The sequence below is a fragment of the Micromonospora sp. WMMD1274 genome, assembly GCF_049179035.1.
GTDB classification, from domain to species: Bacteria; Actinomycetota; Actinomycetes; order Mycobacteriales; family Micromonosporaceae; genus Micromonospora; species Micromonospora tulbaghiae.
Map to the genome: position 1 here is coordinate 7,134,727 of NZ_JBMHMG010000001.1, position 19,704 is coordinate 7,154,430.

Annotated in this window: 19 protein-coding genes; 11 read left to right on the forward strand and 8 right to left on the reverse strand. The window is 74.9% G+C overall.

Annotated elements, in window-relative coordinates; all coding sequences use genetic code 11:
- Nucleotides 1-15: 15 nt before the first annotated feature.
- The 11 genes from ACN27D_RS33735 (at nt 16) to ACN27D_RS33785 (ending at nt 12,115) form a co-directional block, all read left to right on the forward strand.
- Entirely contained in the window at nt 16-1,281 is a 1,266-nt protein-coding gene (locus ACN27D_RS33735) for a phage tail sheath family protein (protein ID WP_421500949.1), read from the forward strand.
- A 1-nt stretch (nt 1,282) separates the two neighbouring features.
- Nucleotides 1,283-1,765: a phage tail protein gene (locus ACN27D_RS33740; protein ID WP_013286679.1), complete on the forward strand. Its 483-nt coding sequence runs from the start codon at nt 1,283-1,285 to the stop codon at nt 1,763-1,765.
- A gap of 1,644 nt (nt 1,766-3,409) precedes the next feature.
- On the forward strand, nt 3,410-4,168 hold the full coding sequence (locus ACN27D_RS33745; protein ID WP_421500950.1) for a hypothetical protein: 759 nt from the start codon (nt 3,410-3,412) through the stop codon (nt 4,166-4,168).
- Nucleotides 4,169-4,277: 109 nt separating this feature from the next.
- Nucleotides 4,278-5,849, forward strand: coding sequence for a phage baseplate assembly protein V (locus ACN27D_RS33750; RefSeq protein WP_421500951.1), 1,572 nt, complete (start codon nt 4,278-4,280; stop codon nt 5,847-5,849).
- The gene (locus tag ACN27D_RS33755) at nt 5,849-6,187 is read left to right on the forward strand and encodes a hypothetical protein (protein ID WP_421500952.1); all 339 of its coding nucleotides are present in this window, start codon (nt 5,849-5,851) and stop codon (nt 6,185-6,187) included. The genes ACN27D_RS33750 and ACN27D_RS33755 overlap by 1 nt, the downstream gene beginning before the upstream one ends.
- Nucleotides 6,184-6,624, forward strand: coding sequence for a GPW/gp25 family protein (locus tag ACN27D_RS33760; RefSeq protein ID WP_421500953.1), 441 nt, complete (start codon nt 6,184-6,186; stop codon nt 6,622-6,624). Before ACN27D_RS33755 ends, ACN27D_RS33760 begins: the two co-directional genes overlap by 4 nt.
- Nucleotides 6,621-9,242, forward strand: a complete 2,622-nt coding sequence (locus tag ACN27D_RS33765; RefSeq protein WP_421500954.1) for a putative baseplate assembly protein — start codon at nt 6,621-6,623, stop codon at nt 9,240-9,242. Before ACN27D_RS33760 ends, ACN27D_RS33765 begins: the two co-directional genes overlap by 4 nt.
- Nucleotides 9,223-9,942 (forward strand): phage tail protein, encoded by a 720-nt coding sequence (locus tag ACN27D_RS33770; protein WP_421500955.1) that lies wholly within the window; start codon nt 9,223-9,225, stop codon nt 9,940-9,942. Before ACN27D_RS33765 ends, ACN27D_RS33770 begins: the two co-directional genes overlap by 20 nt.
- Nucleotides 9,939-10,859: a hypothetical protein gene (locus ACN27D_RS33775; RefSeq protein WP_421500956.1), complete on the forward strand. Its 921-nt coding sequence runs from the start codon at nt 9,939-9,941 to the stop codon at nt 10,857-10,859. Before ACN27D_RS33770 ends, ACN27D_RS33775 begins: the two co-directional genes overlap by 4 nt.
- Nucleotides 10,856-11,332: a hypothetical protein gene (locus ACN27D_RS33780; protein ID WP_421500957.1), complete on the forward strand. Its 477-nt coding sequence runs from the start codon at nt 10,856-10,858 to the stop codon at nt 11,330-11,332. The genes ACN27D_RS33775 and ACN27D_RS33780 overlap by 4 nt, the downstream gene beginning before the upstream one ends.
- A gap of 18 nt (nt 11,333-11,350) precedes the next feature.
- Nucleotides 11,351-12,115, forward strand: coding sequence for a hypothetical protein (locus ACN27D_RS33785; protein WP_121683608.1), 765 nt, complete (start codon nt 11,351-11,353; stop codon nt 12,113-12,115).
- Here ACN27D_RS33785 and ACN27D_RS33790 read toward each other — a convergent pair.
- The 8 genes from ACN27D_RS33790 to ACN27D_RS33825 all read right to left on the reverse strand — a co-directional run bounded on the left by ACN27D_RS33790 (nt 12,108) and on the right by ACN27D_RS33825 (nt 19,641).
- Nucleotides 12,108-12,722, reverse strand: a complete 615-nt coding sequence (locus ACN27D_RS33790; RefSeq protein ID WP_357799742.1) for a bifunctional 4-hydroxy-2-oxoglutarate aldolase/2-dehydro-3-deoxy-phosphogluconate aldolase — start codon at nt 12,720-12,722, stop codon at nt 12,108-12,110. The two genes, ACN27D_RS33785 and ACN27D_RS33790, sit on opposite strands and share 8 nt — an antisense overlap.
- Nucleotides 12,719-13,696: a sugar kinase gene (locus ACN27D_RS33795; protein WP_421500958.1), complete on the reverse strand. Its 978-nt coding sequence runs from the start codon at nt 13,694-13,696 to the stop codon at nt 12,719-12,721. Before ACN27D_RS33795 ends, ACN27D_RS33790 begins: the two co-directional genes overlap by 4 nt.
- Before the next feature lie 55 nt (nt 13,697-13,751).
- A complete protein-coding gene (locus ACN27D_RS33800) occupies nt 13,752-14,648 on the reverse strand; it encodes a PmoA family protein (RefSeq protein ID WP_421500959.1) in 897 nt (298 codons plus the stop codon).
- Nucleotides 14,645-15,289, reverse strand: a complete 645-nt coding sequence (locus ACN27D_RS33805; protein WP_421500960.1) for a hypothetical protein — start codon at nt 15,287-15,289, stop codon at nt 14,645-14,647. Before ACN27D_RS33805 ends, ACN27D_RS33800 begins: the two co-directional genes overlap by 4 nt.
- Entirely contained in the window at nt 15,286-16,155 is an 870-nt protein-coding gene (locus ACN27D_RS33810; protein WP_421500961.1) for a carbohydrate ABC transporter permease, read from the reverse strand. Before ACN27D_RS33810 ends, ACN27D_RS33805 begins: the two co-directional genes overlap by 4 nt.
- Nucleotides 16,152-17,132 (reverse strand): carbohydrate ABC transporter permease, encoded by a 981-nt coding sequence (locus ACN27D_RS33815; RefSeq protein WP_047892450.1) that lies wholly within the window; start codon nt 17,130-17,132, stop codon nt 16,152-16,154. Before ACN27D_RS33815 ends, ACN27D_RS33810 begins: the two co-directional genes overlap by 4 nt.
- Before the next feature lie 21 nt (nt 17,133-17,153).
- Complete coding sequence (locus ACN27D_RS33820; protein WP_421500962.1) at nt 17,154-18,497, reverse strand: ABC transporter substrate-binding protein; 1,344 nt, start codon at nt 18,495-18,497, stop codon at nt 17,154-17,156.
- A gap of 97 nt (nt 18,498-18,594) precedes the next feature.
- A complete protein-coding gene (locus ACN27D_RS33825) occupies nt 18,595-19,641 on the reverse strand; it encodes a LacI family DNA-binding transcriptional regulator (RefSeq protein WP_421500963.1) in 1,047 nt (348 codons plus the stop codon).
- Nucleotides 19,642-19,704: the final 63 nt, after the last annotated feature.

Genomic DNA, 19,704 nt, shown 5'->3' on the forward strand with positions numbered 1-19,704 from the left:
TCCCGAGGAGGACCGATGCCCACCTACTTCTCCCCCGGCATCTACGTCGAGGAGGTGCCCAGCGGGGCCCGCCCGATCGGGCCGGTCGGCATGAGCACCGCCGCGTTCGTCGGGATCGCGCCCGACCGGGGCGCCCACGTCGGCGAGGCGCTGGCGGTGAACAGCTGGACCGAGTTCCTGCGGCTGTACGCCGACGGCGAGCACCTGGAGAGCACCCCGCTGGCCCGCGCCGTGTTCGGCTTCCTGGACAACGGCGGCACCCGCTGCTGGATCGTCAACGTCGGCGAGGGCGGCCAGCTCACCGGCACCGGCGGACGGCGCGGCGGCCTGCAACTGCTGGAGGCGATCGACGAGATCTCCATCCTGGCCGCGCCCGGCTACCACGACCCGGCCTCGCACGAGGCCCTGATCAGCATGGCCGAGCGGCTGCGCACGATGGTGGCGATCTGCGACCCGCCGCCGGAGGTCACCGACGTCTCGCGGCTCACCCGCGTCGCCACGCCCGGCAAGCCGGCCAGGCCCGGGTCGGCCGGGTCCGCCGCATCGGCCGGGTCGGCCGACAAGCCCGCCGAGGGTACGCCGGGCGACGGCGACGGCGAGCCGCCCGGCACCGGCGGCGACCGGCCCCGGCAGTCGGACTACGCCACCTTCTACTTCCCGTGGATCCGGGTCCGCGACCCGCTCAGCGGCGACCTGGTGCTCACCCCGCCGAGCGGGCACGTCGCCGGCATCTGGGCCCGCACCGACGCGCTGCGCGGCGTGCACAAGGCACCGGCCAACGAGCCGGTACGCGGTGCCGTCGACCTCGCGTACCGGGTGACCCGGCCGGAGCACGACGTGCTCAACCCCAAGGGCGTCAACGTGATCCGCTTCTTCGCCGGGGAAGGGATCCGCCTGTGGGGCGCCCGTACGCTCGCCGCCGAGGCAAGCGAGTGGCGCTACCTGAACGTGCGGCGGCTGTCCATCTCCATCGAGCAGGCCATCGCGGGCGGCACCCGCTGGATGGTGTTCGAGCCGAACGACTTCACGCTGTGGCGCTCGATCCGCCGCGACATCGGGGCGTTCCTCACCCGGGTCTGGCGTGACGGCGCACTACTCGGCCGTACGCCCGAGGAGGCGTTCTTCGTCAAGTGCGACGAGGAGACCAACCCCGCCGACGTCCGCGACGCCGGAATGGTGGTGGCCCACATCGGCATCGCGGTGGTCAAGCCCGCGGAGTTCGTGGTGTTCAAGCTGAGCCAGTGGGCCGGCGGCACCGAGACAGAGACGATCGGAGGCTGACATGCCCACCACGGCCACCCCACAGCCCGGAGCACCCGTCGACCCGTACCGGGCGTACCACTTCAAACTGCTGATCAACGGCATCACCAACGGGCACTTCACCGAGGTCAGCGGGTTCGAGGTGGCGATACCGGCGCTGTCGTACCGGGAGGCGGGCAACGAGCGCATCCGGGCCGTGCCCGGCCAGGTCGAGTACGCCCCGGTCACCCTCCACTTCGGCCTGACCAGCTCACGCGAGCTGTGGGACTGGGTGAACGCGGCCGCCAAGGGCACCGTCAACCGGCGCAACGTGTCGGTGGTGCTGCTGGACCCGGCCGGCACCGCCGAGGTGCTGCGCTGGAACATGATCAACGCTTGGCCGACCCGGTGGCGGGGCGCGCACCTGAACACGCTGTCGCAGGAGATCGCCATCGAGGCGCTGACCCTGGCGTACGAGGGCCTGGAGCTGGAGGCCGGCGGTGCCGCCGCCCCGGCGACCGCGTGACCGGCTGGCCCGCGCGTTGCGGGTCACCGCCGATCGGTTGTCCGCACCGGGCTCACCGGACTCACCGGGCTCACCGGAGGATGTGTCGCGTCCTCCCGGTCAGCCGCCCGAGCACTGGCGGCGCCTGGTCGCGGCGCACGCCCCCGGCCTCCTGCGCGACCTACCTCCACCCCCGTCCCCCGTCGAGCCCGGACTTCTCACCGATCCGACCGCGAACGGCAGCCCGGACCAGACGCGGGCGCGACCGGATGAGACGAGCCGACGCCGGACAGAGCCGCACCATGGAGGGTGGCGCCGGGCGAATTCACGTCGGACGGGATGGGGTCCGGCGGGACGGTGGTGGCGGGGCTGGACAGCACGGCTGAGCGGCCGGTTCACCGCACCCCGCTCCCGACCCCCCTCTCCTGCTCTCCCCGCCGGCGACTCGTCGAGATCTTGGTACGAAACGGCCCCCACAGGGGCCACTTCCTACCAAGATCTCCAAGGCGTCCCGTTCGGCGGGACGGGGGTTCCGGGAGCTGGGAGCCGGGAGCCGGCGGAGGTCGACGGCGGGCCGCCGGGATCGGCCGGGCCGGGCGCAGCAGCGAGCCGCGCCGGCGCAGGATCGACTCGGGCGGCGTCTACATGGAACGGCCCGCGAAGCGGATCGGCCCGGCCGGGGAGCGGGGCAGCCCATGCGGGGAGCGGGCCGGCCGGTGCAGGGAGCGGGTCGGCCGGAGCAGGGAACGAGCCGGCCGGAGCAGGGAACGAGCCGGCCGGAGCAGGGCGCGGAACGGGACGGGCCAGGGCGAGAAGCGGATCGGCCGAGGCCGGGTCTTCGGCACCGGCGGCCGGTGCCGCCTTCAGCCGCTATGACGCAGGCCCCGACACCGTCGCGGCGTCTGGCCTCCCGCCGGCATCCCGGTACGTGACAGGGCCGGGCCGGCCGACGACAGCAGGCGACGCGGACGCGACCGGATCGACGGGCACACCGGGAGGGGCACGAACGCCGGGCGCAGCGCGCAGGTCGGACACGGCAGGTTCGACCGATGCGGCCGGGTCGGCGCGTACGGCGCGCACCACCGGCGGCACGGAGACGGCCGGATCACGCGCCACGGGCACGGCCGGATCACCCGGCACACCGACGTCGGGCGGACCGGACCGGCAGTCACCGGCCACGGGGCGGCCCGGCCTCGGCGCGGATCGGGCGGGCGCCCTCACGCGGCGCGCTCGGGCCGACCGGAGCCGGGAACGGCGCCGGGCCGACGACCCCGGGACGGAACCGTCGCCCGCTCGGGACGACGTACTCCCGCTCCTGTTCGCGGCCGCGTCACCGCACGGATGGCAGGGACGGGCCGGACACGACCCGGGGCGGGCCGTGGGCTCGCCGTACCCGAACGGGCGTCACCCGGCCCCCGGCGGCGATTTCCGGGCGCGACAGGGGCAGCGACCCGCGCGGACCACGTCCGGCGGTCCGTGGCCGGCCCTGCCGGACGACGCCGGCCCGACCCGGACGACGAACCCGGCCGGCGCGGGCCGGGCGAGCGACGGCGGCGCACACGCGGACCTGTGGCCGGCGCTCCCGGCCGAACCGGTGTGGCCTCCCCCGCGGACCACGACGTGGAGCGACACGGCCCGGCTGGACCGGGAACAGGCGGGTGACTGATGGAGCGTGTCGCCTTCCTCGTGGACGAGTCCGGCACCCGCGTCGACTGCCTGCTCAACCCGGAGACCGTGCAGGTGACGCGGCTGGCCGGGGTACGCCCGCGCGGCGGGCCGGACGGGCCGCTCACCGGCACCGGGCTGGCCGACGATCCGCTCGTCTTCACCGGCGGCGGGCGTACCGAGCTGGTGCTGGACCTGCTGTTCGACGTCGACTTCGTGGAGTCCCCGGCCCGGCCCGAGGACGTCCGCGCGCTCACCCGGCCGCTGTGGATGCTGGCCGAGAACTCGGCGGTCGAGCACGGCTGGCTGCGCCCGCCGCTGGTCCGCCTGGTCTGGGGCAAGACCTGGAACGTCCCGGGCGTGATCACCGCGATCGCGGAACGCTTCGACGCGTTCACCCTCACCGGTACGCCCCGGCGGTCCTGGCTGCGGTTGAAGCTGGTCCGCGTCGCGGAGGGCGCGGAGGCGGCGCGCGCCGGGTTCGAGGAGGAGCTGGCGGCGGCGAGCACACCCGCTGTCGCGCCCGGGTCGGCGGTGGTGGCCGCCGCCGACGGCGCCGCCGAGCCGGGCTGGTCCGGGGTGCGCTTCGACCTGCTCGCCCACGACGCGCTGGGCTCGCCGCTGCGCTGGCGGCTGCTCGCCGAGCACAACCGGATCACCGACCCGCTGACCGTGCCGGCCGGCACCGCGCTCGCCGTCCCGCCGGTCGGCGCCGCCACCGTCCCGCCGGACGCCGTCACCGCGGGAGGCACCCCGTGACCGGCCACGCGACCGGCGCCCCGCGCCACCCCGCCCCCGCGAACACGACTCCCCTGAGCGGCGACGCGACAAGAAGCGCCGCGCGGCCGGCGACCGCCGGGTGTGCGCCGTGAGCCGGGCCGCCCTGGTCACGATCGACGGGAGGCCACTGGCCGACCCGGCCCGGCTGCGCGGCATCCGCGTCGCCGCCCGGCTTGACCGGCCGGCGCAGTGCGAGCTGACGCTCACCGCCGCACCCGGCGCGGGCCCTCTCGACCCCCCGGTGCGCCCCGGCGCCACGGTCGGCGTACGCCTCGACGGGCAGTCGGAGGCGCTGTTCACCGGCGAGGTGACGGCCGTCGAGCGGGAGTACGCCGGTGACGGCGCGGCGCTGGCGCGGATCCGGGCGTACGACCCGCTGCACCGGCTGCGCAAGCGGCAGGAGCTGCGCGTGTTCGAGTCGGTGACGGCCGCCGAGCTGGCCGGTGAGCTGTGCGCCGGGCTGGGGTTGAGTGTGGATGCCGAGGACGACGGGCCGCGCCTGGACCGGCTGCTCCAGCACCGGCACACCGACCTGGACCTGCTGTGCGAGGTGGCCGGGCGGGCCGGGCTGCACCTGGGCGTCGACGGTGACCGGTTGCGGCTGTTCACGCTGGACGGGTACGGGGAGCCGCTGCCGTTGACGCTCGGCGAGACGGTGCACGCGTTGCGGGTCACCGAGAACCTGGACCGGGCGGGCGCGGAGTGCGCCGTGCTCGGCTGGCATCCGCAACGCGCGGAGCCGCTGGGCCAGCGGTCGGGCGAGGCGCGCAGCGGGCGGCGCATCCCGCTGCGCCCGGACCCGGGCGACGTCGGCGCGGACGGTGTGCGTACCGCTGTGGACCAGCCCGGGCGCAGCGACGACGAGCTGGCCGCGCTGGCCCAGGCCGGGCTGGACGCCCGGGTGGCGGCGCTGGTCACCGCCGAGGGCACCGCGGAGGGCGACCCGGCGCTGCGGCCGGGCCGGCGGATCGCCCTCGCCGGCGTCCCGGAGCCGCTGGCCGGTGTGTACGTGCTCACCGAGGTGGTGCACACGGTGGACGCGGACGGGCACCTGACCCGGTTCTCCACGGCGCCGCCCGGCCCGCCGCCGCCGGCCGCGCCCCCGGCGGCCACTGTCACGCTCGGCACCGTCACCGACATCGACGACCCGGACGGGCTGGGGCGGGCCCGGGTGACGCTCCCGGCGTACGGCGATCTGGACGCCGGCTGGCTCGCGGTGCTCTGCCCGGGCGCGGGCCGGGGCAAGGGGATCGTCGCGTTGCCCGACCCGGACGACACCGTGCTGGTGGCGCTGCCCGGCGGCGAACCCGCCTCGGGCGTGGTGCTCGGTTCGCTGTTCGGCGCGGTCGAGCCGTACGACGCGGGGATCGTGTCCGGGCGCTCGCGCCGCTGGTCGATGCGGACCGGCACCGGCCAGTCCATCGTGATCGACGACGACGGGCGGACGCTGCGGCTGGCCACCGACGCGGGCAGCTTCGTCGAGCTGCGTCCCGAGCTGACCACCGTGCACGCGGCGGGTGACCTGGTGCTCTCCGCGCCCGGCCGGGCCGTCGTGGTGCGCGGCCGCACCGTCGACTTCCTGCACGCCCCGGCGGCCGAGGACGCCGAGACCGCCGCCGCGCAGGCCCGTACGCTCGCCCGTTCCGCCGGAGGTGGCTGATGCGCTGGATCCACCGCGACTCGCTGATCACCTGCGGACACGACGGGCGGGTGAGCAACCGCCCGTCGCAGGACTGGGTCACGGTCCGGGGCGTGCCGGTGCTGGTGCGGCCCGACCCGGAGGGGCGCGACATCACCGCCTGCCCCAACTACGGCCCGACGATCAAACCCTGCCTGCACACGCTGACCGTGACAGTTGGTTACAGCACGTGGGTGCGGGTGGACCGGCAGCCGGTGGTGTTGTCGCACCTGGACGGCCTCACCGACGGCACCCCGCCGGGCACCGTGCACCACCAGGTCCGCGACGTGCGGCAGGGTTTCCTGGGGGCGGACGCATGAGGGCCTTCCGCTTCGTCGGCGCCGGCTTCGACGCCGGCCGCACCGGTGGTCTCGCGCTCACCGCCGCCGGCGGGCTCGCCATGACCGACGGCGACGAGACGGTACGCCAGGCGCTGTACCTGCTGCTGTCCACCACGCCCGGGGAGCGGCTGATGCGTCCCGGGTACGGGTCGCGGCTGCACCGGCTGGTCTTCGCGCCCAACGACGACACCACCGCCGGGCTGGCGATCCACTACGTGCGGCAGGCGATCCGGCGCTGGGAGCCCCGGATCGAGGTGCTGGACGTGGACGCCGGTCCCGACCCGGACGACCCGTGGCGCCTGGTGATCCGGCTGGACTACCGGGTCCGGGCCAGCCTCTCCCCCGGGCACCTGGTGTTCTCGGTCGACCTGCTGCCCGCCGACGAGGAAACCCCCGACGAGGAGGGCACGCCATGACGCTGCCGGTGCCGCACCTGGACGACCGCGCCTTCCTCGACCTGGTCACCGAGGCGCGGGAACGCATCGCCCGGTCCTGCCCGGACTGGACCGACCTGTCCGCGCACGACCCGGGCATGGCGCTGCTGGAGGCGTTCGCCTACCTCACCGAGGTGATGATCTACCGGCTGAACCAGTTGCCGGAGAAGGCGTACGTCGCGTTCCTGAACCTGCTCGGCGTCACCCGGCACCCACCGGCGGCGGCCTGGGCGGACGTGCGCCTGACCCGCACCGGCCCGGACCGCGGCCCGGTGCGGGTGCCGGCCGGCACCCGCGTCGCCGCGGCCCGCGGCGCGGACCCCCGGCCGGTCGTCTTCGTGACCACCGAACCGGCGGTGCTGCCCGCCGGCGAGACCACTGCGACGGTACGCGTGCACCACTGCGAACCGGTCGAGGCGGAGCTGCTGGGCACCGGCACCGGGCAGCCCGGCCAGGTGTTCCGGGCCGCCCGCGCGCCGCTCACGCGTACCACCGAGGCGCTGGACCTGCTGCTCGGCGTGGAGGTGCCGGCCGGCTCGGTGGAGCTGGGTGCCGCGGCCCGGGAGCACGAGGGGCGCACGTACGAGATCTGGCGGCCGGTGGACAGCTTCGCCGGCGTCGGCCCGCAGGCGAAGGTCTACCTGGTGGACCGGGCCTCCGGGGTGGTCACGTTCGCCCCGGCGCTGGACCTGCGCCCGGACGGGGGCGCCCCGGCCGTCGAGGGGGCGGCCGGGGCGACCACGGTGGCGGCGGTGCCGCCGGCCGGGCGGCAGGTGCGGCTCTGGTACCGCTGCGGCGGCGGCCCGGCCGGCAACGTCGCGGCGGGTGTGCTGACCAGCCTGCGCGACCCGCTGCCGGGGGTGAAGGTGGACAACCCGGAGCCGGCCACCGGCGGCCGGGACCTGGAGTCGCTGGAGTCGGTGCTGGCGCGCGGGCCGTACGAGTTCTTCGCCCAGCAGCGCGCGGTGACCGCCCGGGACTTCGAGATCCTGGCCACCGGCTCCGGTGCGGTGGCGCGGGCGCGGGCGTTCACCCGGGCCGCCGTCTACAGCTTCGCCCGGCCCGGAGAGGTCGAGGTGGTGCTGGTGCCGTACGTGCCGGAGGCGGCCCGTCCCGGCGGGCGGCTGCCGGTGGCGGTGCTGCGCGAGCACGAGGTGGAGGAGGCCCGCCGCCGGGTCGAGGCCGACCTGGAGCGGCGCCGCGCCCTGGGTACGGCGGTGCGCGCGGGCTGGGCGCGCTACAAGGCGGTGTCCATCCAGGCGCGGGTGGTGGTGCGCCGCGAGGAGGACGTGGACGCGGTGCGCCGCCGCATCCACGACCGGCTGCACCAGACGCTCAGCCCGCTGCCCACGCCGCTGAACCCGGCCGGCTGGGCGTTCGGCGAGCCGCTGCGCGCCTCCAACGTGTACCGGATGCTGGAGCACGCCGAGCCGGGCGTGCGCTACGTCGAATCGGTGCGGTTCGTGGTCGACGAGGCGCCGGACGCGCAGGTGCGCACGGTGGCGGTGGACCAGTACCAGGCCGACACCTGGTACGCCGGCGGCGGCCCGGTGCTGTTCCGCTCCACCAACGCCGGCGCGGGCTGGGAACCGGCCGGCCGGTTCGACGACGAGACCGTGGTGCGGGTGGTGCCCGCGCCCGCCCCGGTACGCCCCGGCGTCGTACCCCGGGCCGGTTCGGTGGCGGTGGTGACCACCCGCGACGCCGGCGGTTCCCGGGTCCGGCTGAGCACCGACCTGGGTGAGACGTGGACGCTGCTGACCGACCTCGACTCCGGCGTACGCGACCTGGCCTGGATCGACCGGGACGGCACCGGCGCGTTGCTGCTGGCCACCGACACCGGCCTGTACGAGGTGCCGCTGCTGCCCGGCGCGGTGCCGTTGCAGATCCTGGTCGACCCGGCCGACGCCGACCGGGGCTTCTACGCGGTGCGCGCGTTCGTCTCCGAGCGCGGCGCGCCCGGGGTGGCGGTGGCCGCGCAGGCCGGATTCGGGGTCTACCTGTCCACCGCTGCGGGACGGCCCGGCACGTTCGCCCACGTCGGCCTCGCCAACGTGGACAACCGGGTGCTCGCCGTCCAGTACGACGGCCCGGCCACGCTGCTGTGGTGCGGCGCGGGCGAACCGGACCCGAAGAAGCCCGGTCAGGGCTGCCACCGCACCCGGCTGTTCGAGTCGGACGTGAAGTGGCAGTCGATGGCGTCCGGCTGGATCGGCGGCACCTGCCGGGACCTGGCGTTCAGCGGCCCGCTGGCGCTCGCCGCGACGCAGAGCGGCGGCGTGGTCCGCCTGGACACGCTGGCCGGGCAGCCGCAGTGGTCGCCGGTGATGGTGAACTGCGGCCTGCCGCTGCGGGACCGGACCCGGTTCGTACCGGTCGACGCCATCGCCGCCACCGCGCCCACCGGCACGTCGGGCGCCGGGCGGCTGGTGCTGGCCGGCGGCGAACGCGGCGTGTTCCGCAGCGGCGACGGCGAGGACTGGACGGCGAGCGCCAACCAGGCCACCGCCGACGTGGTCACCGTCCCCGGCACCTGGCTGCTCTGCTCCGGCGAGCACGACATCGAGGTGGTGCGGCAGGATGCGCCGAGCGGCGATTGAGCGGCTGCTGCCGGCCGCGTACCAGCGGGCCGCCGGCCCGGGCAGCGTGCTGGGCGCGCTGCTTGACGTGATGGAGGCGCTGCACGCCCCGGACGAGGCGGTGCTCGCCGACGTCGACGCGTTGTTCGGGCCGTACCGGACGCCGGACGGGTTCGTGGCCTACCTGACGCGCTGGGTGGCGATGGACCACGTGGTCGCCGCGCCACGCGCCGACGCGCCGCTGCCGTTGCCGGCAGGCCGGCTGCGGGACCTGGTCGCGCACGGCGCGCTGCTGGCCCGGTGGCGCGGCACCCCGTACGGGATGCGGACCGCGCTGGAGCTGGCCACCGGCGTGACCGGGTTCGTGCTGGACGAACCGCCCGAGCGGCCGTTCCACCTGGTGGTGCGGGTGCCACCGGCCGCCGCCGACCGGCTCGCGCTGGTCACCCGCATCGTCGAGGCGGAGAAACCGGCCGCGGTCACCGTCGAGGTCGTCGCCGGGGCTCCGGCCGACCCGCCCTCCGACCCGCCCTCCGACCCGACGCCGCCCGGGACCGGCCCGCCACCAGAAGGCCCGCCGGAACCGGTCCCTGCGCACACGCCCGGGCCGACCGAGCCGGACGTCGCCGAGCCCGCCGCCGGGGTGGCTGCGGTGCGCGCGGTCGGCCGGGCGCACGTCCCCGCACCCCTGCCCCACGATCCGCCCGAGGAGCCGTCATGACCACCGAATGGACAGTCGTCGCCGCCGCCGAACAGTTCACACTGGACGCCCGCAACGCCGGTGAGCTGACGTTCACCGTGTCGAATCCCGGAACCGCGCCGGACACCGTCGTGTTCGACGTGGCACCCGGCGAGGGCAGCCAGCGGGCCTGGTTCACGGTGGCCGAGCCGCAGCGGGTGGTGCCGGGGCAGGGCTCGGTGTCGTTCCTGGTCCGGCTCGCCGTACCGCCCGGCACGCCGCCCCGGCGCTACGACATGACCGGGTTCGCGTACTCGGCCAACACCGCACCGGAGGAGAGTTCCCGGTCCAGCGGCCGGGTCACGTACGACGTGCGGGCCGTCGTACCCCCGAAGCGCGCGCCGTGGCCGTGGATCGCCGCCGCCGCGGCGCTGGTGCTGGTCGTGGCCGGGGTGGTGGCCTGGCTCGTGACCCGCGGCCCGGACACCCCGGCTCCCCCGCAGGCCGGGGCGGTGGTGGTGGAGGCGGAGACACTCGTCTCCGGCGCCGCGGTGCAGTCCACCACCGGCGCGAAGGCGGAGGTGGTGGCGCAGGAGAACTGCTGCGACGTGGTGTGGTCCGGCGACGCGCAGCTGTTCTTCCTGGGCCGGGGCGTGGGCGACCGGGTGACCGTGCAGGTGGACGTGCCGTCCGACGGCACCTGGCGGTTCTCCACCGTGCGCACCACGTCGTTCGACTACGCGAACACGATCTGGCTGGTCGACGGCCGGCAGGTCGGCGACACGTTCTTCGGGTTCAGCCCGACGGTGGTCCGCACCGACGAGGTGGACGTGGGCACCGTGGAGCTGACCCGCGGGCCGCACAAGCTGACGCTCGTGGCGGTGAGCAAGACCCAGGGCACCGACAGGTACTTCGCCGGGGTGGACGAGATCCGCTTCACGCCCGTCGTCCGGCCGTGAGCGCCAGGCAGAAGGTGCTGCTGGTGGCGGTGGCCGTGCTGCTGGTGGCGCTGTACGTGGTGGCGGTGGCCGGGCGCCGCGACGACCCGGGCGACCCGGCGGCCGGGCCGGGCGCGCTGGCCCGGCTCGGGCGCGGGACCGGAACTGTGGACCCGGCGACGGTGGCCGTGACCTGCCTGCCGCCGGCCGCCGAACCGGCCACCACCGCCGACGGGGTGACGCTCGCGTTCGGCACCGCGTGCCGGCTGCGGGTGGCCGACCCGGGCGCGCTGCGCACGCTGGTGCTGCGCGGTACGACGCCGTTCGAGGTGACCGCCCCCGCGCCCGGCGACGCGGACGTCACAGTCACCGACGAGGTCGCGCCCGACGCGGACGGCCCGGCTGTGGCGAAGGTGGCTGTGGACCGGGAGACCGAGGTGCTCCTGCGCTGCCCGGGAGGTGGCGGATGTTCGGTCACGCTGGCCCGGTCCTGACCGGGACGGAGACGCGGCATGGGTGAGTTGCGCAAGCCGTTCCTGCTGCTGGCGCTGCTCGCGGTGGCGCTCGTGGTCGGCGTGGAGCTGGGCGCGGCGGCACTGACCGGCGGTGGCGACGCGAGCGGCGCGCTGCGGGACAGCGCCGGCCGGCTCGGCGTCGAGCTGGGCGACGTCGGCGCGGTGTCCGAGCCGTCCGGGCGGGGCGTCGGCTACCTGGCGCTGATCGACGTGGTGGCGCTCTGGACGACCGGGCTGTTCTGCCTGAGCCTGGTGCTGCCCGACCGGATGCAGGGCCGGGTGCAGGGCGTGGCGACGCTCGTCTTCTCGATCGTGCTGCTGCTGGTCTCGCTGGTCCTGCTGATCGTCGCGTTCGTCGAGCTGACGGTGATGGTGTCGCTGTTCCTGGCGCCGCCGTTCGGCACGCTGGCGTACCTCGCGGTGTGGGGGTTCTTCCCGGTCGACGACGCGGCGGTGCTGCTCGGGCTGGCGCTGCTGCTCAAACTGGTCTGGGCCGGGCTGCTGCTCGCCGCCCAGCCCCGGTTCCTGCGCAACAAGGGCCTCGTCGCGCTGGCGCTGACCACGCTGCTGTGCACGGTGGTGCTGCAGTTCCTGCACGGCCTGGTGCCGGTGATCCTGGTCAGCATCCTCGACGACCTTGGCGCCGTGGTGTTCGCCGTGGTGGCGCTCATCTGGGCGCTGGTGCTGCTGATCGGGTCGATCCCGGCGATCGTGAAGGCGATCCGGACCACCGCCACCACGTCCGGCCGTACGGTCAGGTGACCGGCCCGCCGGCCGCGAGCGTGGCCAGGCGCGGCAGCTGCTCCGGGTCGGTGAGCGCCGACCCGACCGCCACCACGCGCGCCCCGGCGGCGAGGAAGTCGCCCGCGTTGCCGGCGTCGACACCGCCGGTGGCCACGAACCGGGCCTCCGGCAGCGGCCCGGCCACCGCCCGGAACCAGGCCGGGCCGAGGCTGACCGCCGGGAACGCCTTGAGCCACACCAGGCCGTGGTCGAGCGCCCGCTGCGCCTCGGTAGGCGTGGCCACGCCGGGCAGGTGCGGCACGCCGAGACCGGCCGCCGCGTCGGCGACAGCCAGATCCAGGCCGGGCGCCACTGTGAACGCCGCCCCGGCGGCCACCGCCTGCCGGACCTGCTCCGGGGTACGCACCGTGCCCGCGCCCACGATCCGGTCCCGCCGCCGTCCGGCCGTCACGGCGGCGCGCAGCGCCGGCACCGCCTCCGGGGTACGGATGGGCACCTCCACCACGTCGATGCCGAGATCCCAGGCCAGTTCCGCCAGCCGGACCGTCTCACCGGCCGGCAGGTCACGCAGGATCACCATCACCCGCGCGTCGCCGAACAGGGCCTCGAAGTCGTGCCCGCTCATCTCCCGTTCCCTCCCCTGGCTTGCGCCTGCTCGGTCCACGCCTCGTCCGGCGACGCCAGCGCCCGCGCGATCGTCTCCGGGTCGGGTGGCGGCGCGGTGTCGCCCGGCACGGTCAGCACCGGCGCGGCGGTGAGGTGACCCAGCCGCAGGCAGGACCGCAGGTCGAGATCGCGCAGCAGCCCGGAGAGGAACCCGGCGGCGAACGCGTCCCCGGCGCCGACCGGCTCCACCACGCGCACCGGCAACGCCGGCACGAACACCGCCGGCCCGGTACGCGGCAGCGCCGTCGCGCCGACCGGACCGTCCTTGACCACCACCAGCTCCGGGCCGGGCAGCAGCGCACGGACCGCCGCCGGATCGTCCGCCGACCAGAGCACGGCAGCCTCGTCCAACCCGACCAGCACCACGTCGGCGCGGTCGGCCAGGTCACGCAGGACCGGTGCGGCCCGCTCGGCGGCCCAGAGCGCCGGACGGTGGTTCACGTCGAAGCTCACCCGCGCGCCGGGCAGCGCCCGCCCGGTCAGCGCGTGCTCCAGCAGGTCACGACAGGTGCCGGAGAGCGCGGCCGTGATCCCGGACAGGTGCAGCAGGCGTGCCTCGGCAAGCCCCGGACGCGCGAGGTCCGGCACGCCGAGGCGGCTCGCGGCCGACCCCGCACGGTGGTAGTGCACGCGGGTGCCGTCCGGCCCCGGATCCTTCAGGTAGAGGCCGGTCGGCGCGTCCGGATCCACGGTGACCAGGCTGACGTCCACGCCCGCGGCGGCGACCTCGGCCACCACCCGCCGCCCGAACGGGTCGTCGCCGACGCGGCTGACCCACGCTGCGCGGTGCCCGAGCCGGGCCAGCCCGCCCGCCACGTTGGACTCCGCGCCGCCGACACCGACAGTCAGCCGCGCGGAGTGCTCCAGCGGGCCGCCGCCGGCCGGGGCGAGCACCACCATCGTCTCGCCCACGCAGACCACGTCCGGCCTCACGGCATCACCCTCGTCCGCGACCGCGGGGCTCGCAAGACCGGCTCACTCCTCGCGCTCACGGAACGACCGCCTCGTCCAGCCGGGCCGCGATGCCGGCCGGGTCGAGGTGGCCGTCGGCGACCAGCACCCGGTGCCGGTTGTGCCGGGGCCGCCCGGCCGCGACCACCGCCGGGCTGTCGAACGCGTACGCGACGCAGACGCCCGGGTACATCGCGGTGCGCACGAACCACCTGTCGCCCGGCCCCAGGCCGGTGAACACCAGCGTGTACGCGCCGCCGCCCGGCGCGGTGGCGGACAGCGCCAGCCAGGGCGCGGCCGACCCGTTCACCGCCTCCTCGCCTTCCGCCTCGGCGGTGCGCACCAGCGGTTCCCCGTCGGCCACCGCCCGCCAGAAGAAGCCGCCGTACCCGGCGCCACCGGGGCGGCCGTTCGTCGCCGGGCTGCCCAGGTGCACGTCGCCGCCCGTGGCGGCGGCGAGCGTGGCGGACAGGTCCAGCCACCAGGCGTCCTCACCGGCCGGGGTGGCGGTGATCCGCCGGTGCTCGCGCAGCAGCACCCGGCCGTGCCGGTCCCGCCACTCCAGGTCGTGGTCGAGCCGGTCGGCGGCCCGGTCCCGCCAGCCGGTGTGCGCGATGACGCCGTGGTCGTCGCGCCAGGTGTAGCCGGTGCCGCGCACGTACGTCCGGCCGCCCCACAGGTTGGCGCCGTCCACGTCCTGCACGGCCAACGACGCGCCGAGGTGCCAGACGTGGTCGGCCGGGAGCGCGTCGGTGACCGGCGTGCCGGCCCGGGTCCGCACCGGATGCAGGTACGGCCGAGGGCCGTGGCGCGGGTCGAGGTCGGGCCGGACCAGGTACCGGGCCACCTCGGCACCGCCCACGACGAGCCGGGGTTCGACGTCGGTCCCGGCAGGGCTCGACTCGGCGGCGGCGGAACGGGGTTCGGCGGTCACGACGGGTCCGGGGCGGGGACCGGACGGCGGGCATCGAGCGCGTGCAGCGCCGCGAGCGCGTACCCGCCGAGGATCGGCACCGCCACCGGCGTGACCAGCACACCCAGCACCACGGCGAGCGCGCAGATGCCGGAGGCGGCGGCCCAGGTGCCGGGCCGCTGCGGGCAGGTGCGCGCCACCTCACGCGTGGCCGCCCGCCACCCCCGGCCGCCGGTGCGCCCGACGGCGACGGCGACCAGGCCCGCGTACCCGAGCAGGAGCGCCACCACGACGGCGGTGAGCGCGAGCGCGGGCCCGCCGCCGGGCACCCGGCCGGTGGCGAGCGCGAGCAGGTCGGCGGCGAGCAGCGCGGCGGCGGCCAGCGCGACGGCGCTGACCGCCGACCCGGCGGGCAGCGCCCGGCCGAACCGGCGCAGGCTGGTCCGCGCGCCGGGCCAGGCGCCGGTGACCGACCGGTCGTGCAGTGCGGCACTGGCGGTGGCGACCGCCGGGGCGAGCGTGAGCACCGGCAGCGCGGCGAGGGCCACGGCGAAGCCGAGCAGCGCCAGGTCGGTCGCCTCGCGCAGCGTGTCCCGCCAGTCGGCACGGGCCGGCACGGGGTGGGCGGGTACGGCGTCGGTGGGGGCAGGCACGGCGGTCATCCCTTCAGCCCGCTGGTGTTGATGCCCTCGACGAGCATCCGCTGGAAGGCCAGGAAGAACAGGAACACCGGCAGCAGCGACAGCACCGACATGGCGAACATCGGGCCGACGGCGCTCTGGCTGGTCGAGTCGATGAACAGGGTCAGCGCCACCGGGACCGTGTAGTCCTCCAGGCTGGACAGGAACACCAGCTGCCGGAAGAAGTCGTTCCAGGTCCAGATGAACGAGAAGATCGCCGTGGTGACCAGCGCCGGGCGGCTCAGCGGCAGGATGACGTGCCGGAACACGCCGTACGGGGACGCGCCGTCGATGGTTGCCGCCTCGTCCAGCTCGCGCGGGATGCCGCGCATGAACTGCACCATGAGGAAGACGAAGAACGCCTCGGTGGCCAGGAACTGCGGCACCAGCAGCGGCAGGTACGGCCAGTCGCCGCCGACCAGGCCGAGGCTGCGGAACAGGATGTACTGCGGCACGATCAGCACGTGCCCGGGTAGCAGCAGCGTGCCGATCATGACGGTGAACCAGAGCTTGCGCAGCCGGAACCGCAGCCGGCCCAGGGCGTACGCGGCGAGCAGGCAGGACAGCGCGTTGCCGACGACTGTGAGCCCGCTGACCAGCGCGCTGTTGAGGAAGAACCGGCCGAAGCTGATGTCGAAGTTGGTCCAGCCGTCGAGGTAGTTGCCGGGGGTGAACCGTTCCGGCAGCAGACCGACGTTGTTGGCGATCTCGGCCTGCGACTTGACCGAGGTGCCGAGCATCCAGAACAGCGGGTAGAGCACCACCGCGACGATCGCCACGAGCACGACGAGCCGCAGGACGTTCCGGCCGCTGCCCGGCCGGCGGCGCGCGACAGGCAGCGCGGTCATGAGTCGTCTCCGTCCGAGTAGTGCACCCAGAACCGGCCGGTGCTGAAGAAGACGGCGGTGACCACGCCGATCGCCACCAGGAACACCCACGCCATCGCCGACGCGTAGCCCATCTCCAGGTCGGTGAAGCCGGAGATGTAGAGCTTCAGCGTGTACATGAGGGTGGAGTCGACCGGGCCGCCGGTGCCGTTGCTGAGCACGAACGCGGCGGTGAAGCCCTGGAAGCCGTTGATGGTCTCCAGCACCAGGTTGAAGAAGATCACCGGGGAGAGCATGGGCAGGGTGACCGCGCGGAAGCGCCGCCACGCCCCGGCGCCGTCCACCGCCGCCGCCTCGTACAGCTCGGTGGGCACCTGCTTGAGCCCGGCCAGGAAGATCACCATGGGTGCGCCGAACTGCCAGATCGCCAGCACCATCAGTGTCTCCAGCGCCCAGTCCGGGTCGCTGACCCAGGGCAGCCCCTCGACGCCGAACAGGGCGAGGAACGAGTTGAAGGCGCCGTCCCGGTTGAACATGTTGACCCAGACGATGGCCAGCGCGACGCTGCCGCCGAGCAGCGACGGCAGGTAGAACAGGCTGCGGAACAGCCCGACACCGCGCCAGGCCCGGTTGAGCAGCAGCGCCACGCCGAGCGCGGCGGCCAGCTTCAGCGGCACCGCGATCAACGCGAACGTCAGCGTGACCCGCACCGCGTGCCAGTACGACGGGTCGGCGGTGAACATCCGCTCGTAGTTGGCCAGGCCCACCCACCGCACCTCGGACAGCGGCGTGAGGATGTCGTAGTCGGTGAAGCTCAGCCAGAGCGAGAGCAGCATGGGGATCGCCGTGACGCCCATCAGTCCGATGAGCCAGGGCGAGAGGAAGACGTACCCCGCCAGGCCCTCGCCGAGCCGGGCCCGGCCGGCCCGACGCCGCGTGGGGCGAGGGCCGGCCGGTCCGGTGCGCGGGGTCCGGCCGGGCGCCGTGGTGAGAGCCACGGGACCGGTCCTTTCGTGGGGTCAGGCGATCGCGGACTTGCAGGCGGTGACGAACTGCTCCGCCGCCTGGGCCGGGGTGGCGCGGCCGTACTGGGCGTTCTCGGCGGCCTTGACCAGCTCGGACTTGACCTTGCTGTGCCCCTTGATCGGTACCTGGGGCGAGGCGCCGAACTTCTGCGCCAGGTCGGACTCGACCTGGATGGACTGCTTCATGGCCGGGTCGGTGGCGGTCTCGCTGACCTTGGCGCGGAGATCCATGTTGGACGGCAGACCGCGGTCGGTGCCGAGCAGCGCCACCGCCTCCGGGTCGTTGTTCAGGAAGTTGATCACATCGACGGCGACGTCCTTGTGCTTGCTGCCCTTGAACACCGACCAGTACATCGAGGCCCGCGCCCACTGCGCGCTCGGGTCACCCGGGTACGCGACCACGCCCAGTTCGTCCTTGGTGTTCTTCTTCAGGTCCGGCATCTGGTTGACCCAGACCCAGGAGGTGGCGGACTTGCCGGTGACCACCAGTTGCTTGGTGATGTCGCTGGAGTTGCCCTCGTGGATGACGTCGGGCGTCGGGGTGGCGCCCCGTTCCCGCGCGCCCTTCCACAGCTCGAACCACTTCGTCACGTCCTCGGCGGTGAAGCCGAGTTCCTTGCCGTTGTACAGGTCCTTGCCCTGCTGGCGCAGCCACACCCAGAACGCCTTGTAGTCGGCGCTCGGGTCCTGGGTGCCGGGCACCTTCGTCTTCTTCGCCACCTGCTCGGCCCAGGCGATGTGCTCCTCCCAGGTCATCCCGGTGGTCGGCTCGGGCAGCCCGTTCTTGGTCAGCAGCGTCTTGTTGTAGACCAGGCCCTGGGTGTTCTCCCCGGCGGCGACCCCGGCGAGCTTGCCGTCGACCACGCCGTACTCCAGCAGGCTCTTGGGGAACTTCGACACGTCGAGCTTGCCGGAGTCGCGGTAGCTGCCCAGGTCGAGCGTCGTGCTGCGGCCGGCGTACTCGGCCAGGTAGTTGTCGTCGATCTGGAACAGGTCGGGCGGGTTGCCGCCCGCGGTCAGCGTGGCGAGCTTGTCGAAGTAGCCCTGGTTGGCCTGCCAGGTCTTCTCGAACGTCACGTCGGGGTGCTTCTTGGTGTAGAGGGCCAGTGCGTCCTCGGTGAGCTTGGCCCGGGCCTCGCCGCCCCACCAGAAGACGGAGAGTTTGACCGGGCCGCCGTCGCCGCCGGCGGAGTCGTCCCCGCAGCCGGCCGCGCCCAGGGCGAGCGGCACGGCGAGCGCGACGGCGGCCAGGCCGCGGACGAGTCGGCGTCGGGTCAGGGGGGTACGGTGATGCCGCCCGGCGGGTTCGCCGGCGGTGGGGGACGTTGCGGGGTGCATCTGCGCTCACTCCTCGGCTGTGGGAGGCGACGACGTCACCGGCGGCCGTCCACGGGCCGCCCGGGTCCGCAGTGCTGTGCGGGCCCGGGCCACCTGCTCAGGCCCCGGTGCCGTCCCGGCCGGGCGCGGGGACGGGCCCGGTCGAGTCGCGGACGACCAGTTCGGTCTGGAGCATTACCTGTGCGGTGGTGCGACGGTCGCCGGCCGCCGCGCCCCGGCCCCGGGCGCCGCGTGGCGCGTCGGAGTCGAGTTGCAGCAGCATGTCGACGGCCGTCCGGCCGGCGGCCGCGGTCGGCGTGGCCACCGTCGTCAACTTGGGGCGGGTGAGCCGGCTCAGCGCGATGTCGTCGACGCCGACGACGCTGACGTCGTGCGGCACCCGCGACCCGAGCGCGTCCAGCCCTTCGATCAGGCCGATCGCCATCAGGTCGTTGTAGGCGAGCACGGCGGTGACGCCGCTGCGGCGTACCTGTTCGGCCAGGGCGCCGCCGCCGGTCTCGGTGGGCTGGTTGGGTCCGAGGACGGTGAGGTCCGCTCCCCCGCCCCGGGCGGCGGCGGTCGCGGCGCGGCGCATCTCCCGGGCGGTCCAGGAGCCGCGCGGGCCGCCGAGCAGCGCGATCCGGCGGTGGCCGAGCCCGAGCAGGTGCTCGATCGCGGCCCGGGTGCCCTGCCCGACGTCCATCATCACGCAGGGCAGGCCGGCGACCTGGCGGTTTATCACCACCACCGGGACCTCGCGGCTGACCTGCTCGATCAGGCTGTTGCTCATCCGAGGGCTGCACAGCAGCACGCCGTCGACCTGCTTGGCCAGGGCGTGGACCAGGTCCTCCTCGGCGACCGGGTCCTCGTTGGTGTCGGCCACGAACACGTGGTAGTCGCGGTGCCGGGCCTGCCCCTCCGCCGCCTTGATCAGTGGCGGGAAGAACGGGTTGGCGATGTCGGCCACGATCAGGCCGATGTTGTGCGTACGGCCGGTGATGAGGGCCCGGGCGGCCCGGTTGGGCCGGTAGCCGAGGTCCTCCGCGCAGGCCAGCACCCGGACCCGGGTCTCCGGGTTGACCAGGTGCGGGGCCGAGAACGTCCGGGACACGGTGGAGATGTGCACACCGGAGGCGCGGGCGACGTCCCGGATGGTGGCTGGCACGGCGGGCTCCCTCGTCCGATGTGGTGGGGGTCACGGGTGCCGCCCATTAATGCAAACGGTTGC

Coding starts and splice junctions, on each gene's coding strand:
- ACN27D_RS33740 (WP_013286679.1), top strand. CDS start 1,283: ATGCCCACCACGGCCACCCCACAGCCCGGAGCACCCGTCGACCCGTAC.
- ACN27D_RS33805 (WP_421500960.1), bottom strand. CDS start 15,289: ATGACCGCCGTGCCTGCCCCCACCGACGCCGTACCCGCCCACCCCGTG.
- ACN27D_RS33745 (WP_421500950.1), top strand. CDS start 3,410: ATGGAGCGTGTCGCCTTCCTCGTGGACGAGTCCGGCACCCGCGTCGAC.
- ACN27D_RS33760 (WP_421500953.1), top strand. CDS start 6,184: ATGAGGGCCTTCCGCTTCGTCGGCGCCGGCTTCGACGCCGGCCGCACC.
- ACN27D_RS33775 (WP_421500956.1), top strand. CDS start 9,939: ATGACCACCGAATGGACAGTCGTCGCCGCCGCCGAACAGTTCACACTG.
- ACN27D_RS33820 (WP_421500962.1), bottom strand. CDS start 18,497: ATGCACCCCGCAACGTCCCCCACCGCCGGCGAACCCGCCGGGCGGCAT.
- ACN27D_RS33765 (WP_421500954.1), top strand. CDS start 6,621: ATGACGCTGCCGGTGCCGCACCTGGACGACCGCGCCTTCCTCGACCTG.
- ACN27D_RS33790 (WP_357799742.1), bottom strand. CDS start 12,722: ATGAGCGGGCACGACTTCGAGGCCCTGTTCGGCGACGCGCGGGTGATG.
- ACN27D_RS33770 (WP_421500955.1), top strand. CDS start 9,223: ATGCGCCGAGCGGCGATTGAGCGGCTGCTGCCGGCCGCGTACCAGCGG.
- ACN27D_RS33810 (WP_421500961.1), bottom strand. CDS start 16,155: ATGACCGCGCTGCCTGTCGCGCGCCGCCGGCCGGGCAGCGGCCGGAAC.
- ACN27D_RS33735 (WP_421500949.1), top strand. CDS start 16: ATGCCCACCTACTTCTCCCCCGGCATCTACGTCGAGGAGGTGCCCAGC.
- ACN27D_RS33785 (WP_121683608.1), top strand. CDS start 11,351: ATGGGTGAGTTGCGCAAGCCGTTCCTGCTGCTGGCGCTGCTCGCGGTG.
- ACN27D_RS33755 (WP_421500952.1), top strand. CDS start 5,849: ATGCGCTGGATCCACCGCGACTCGCTGATCACCTGCGGACACGACGGG.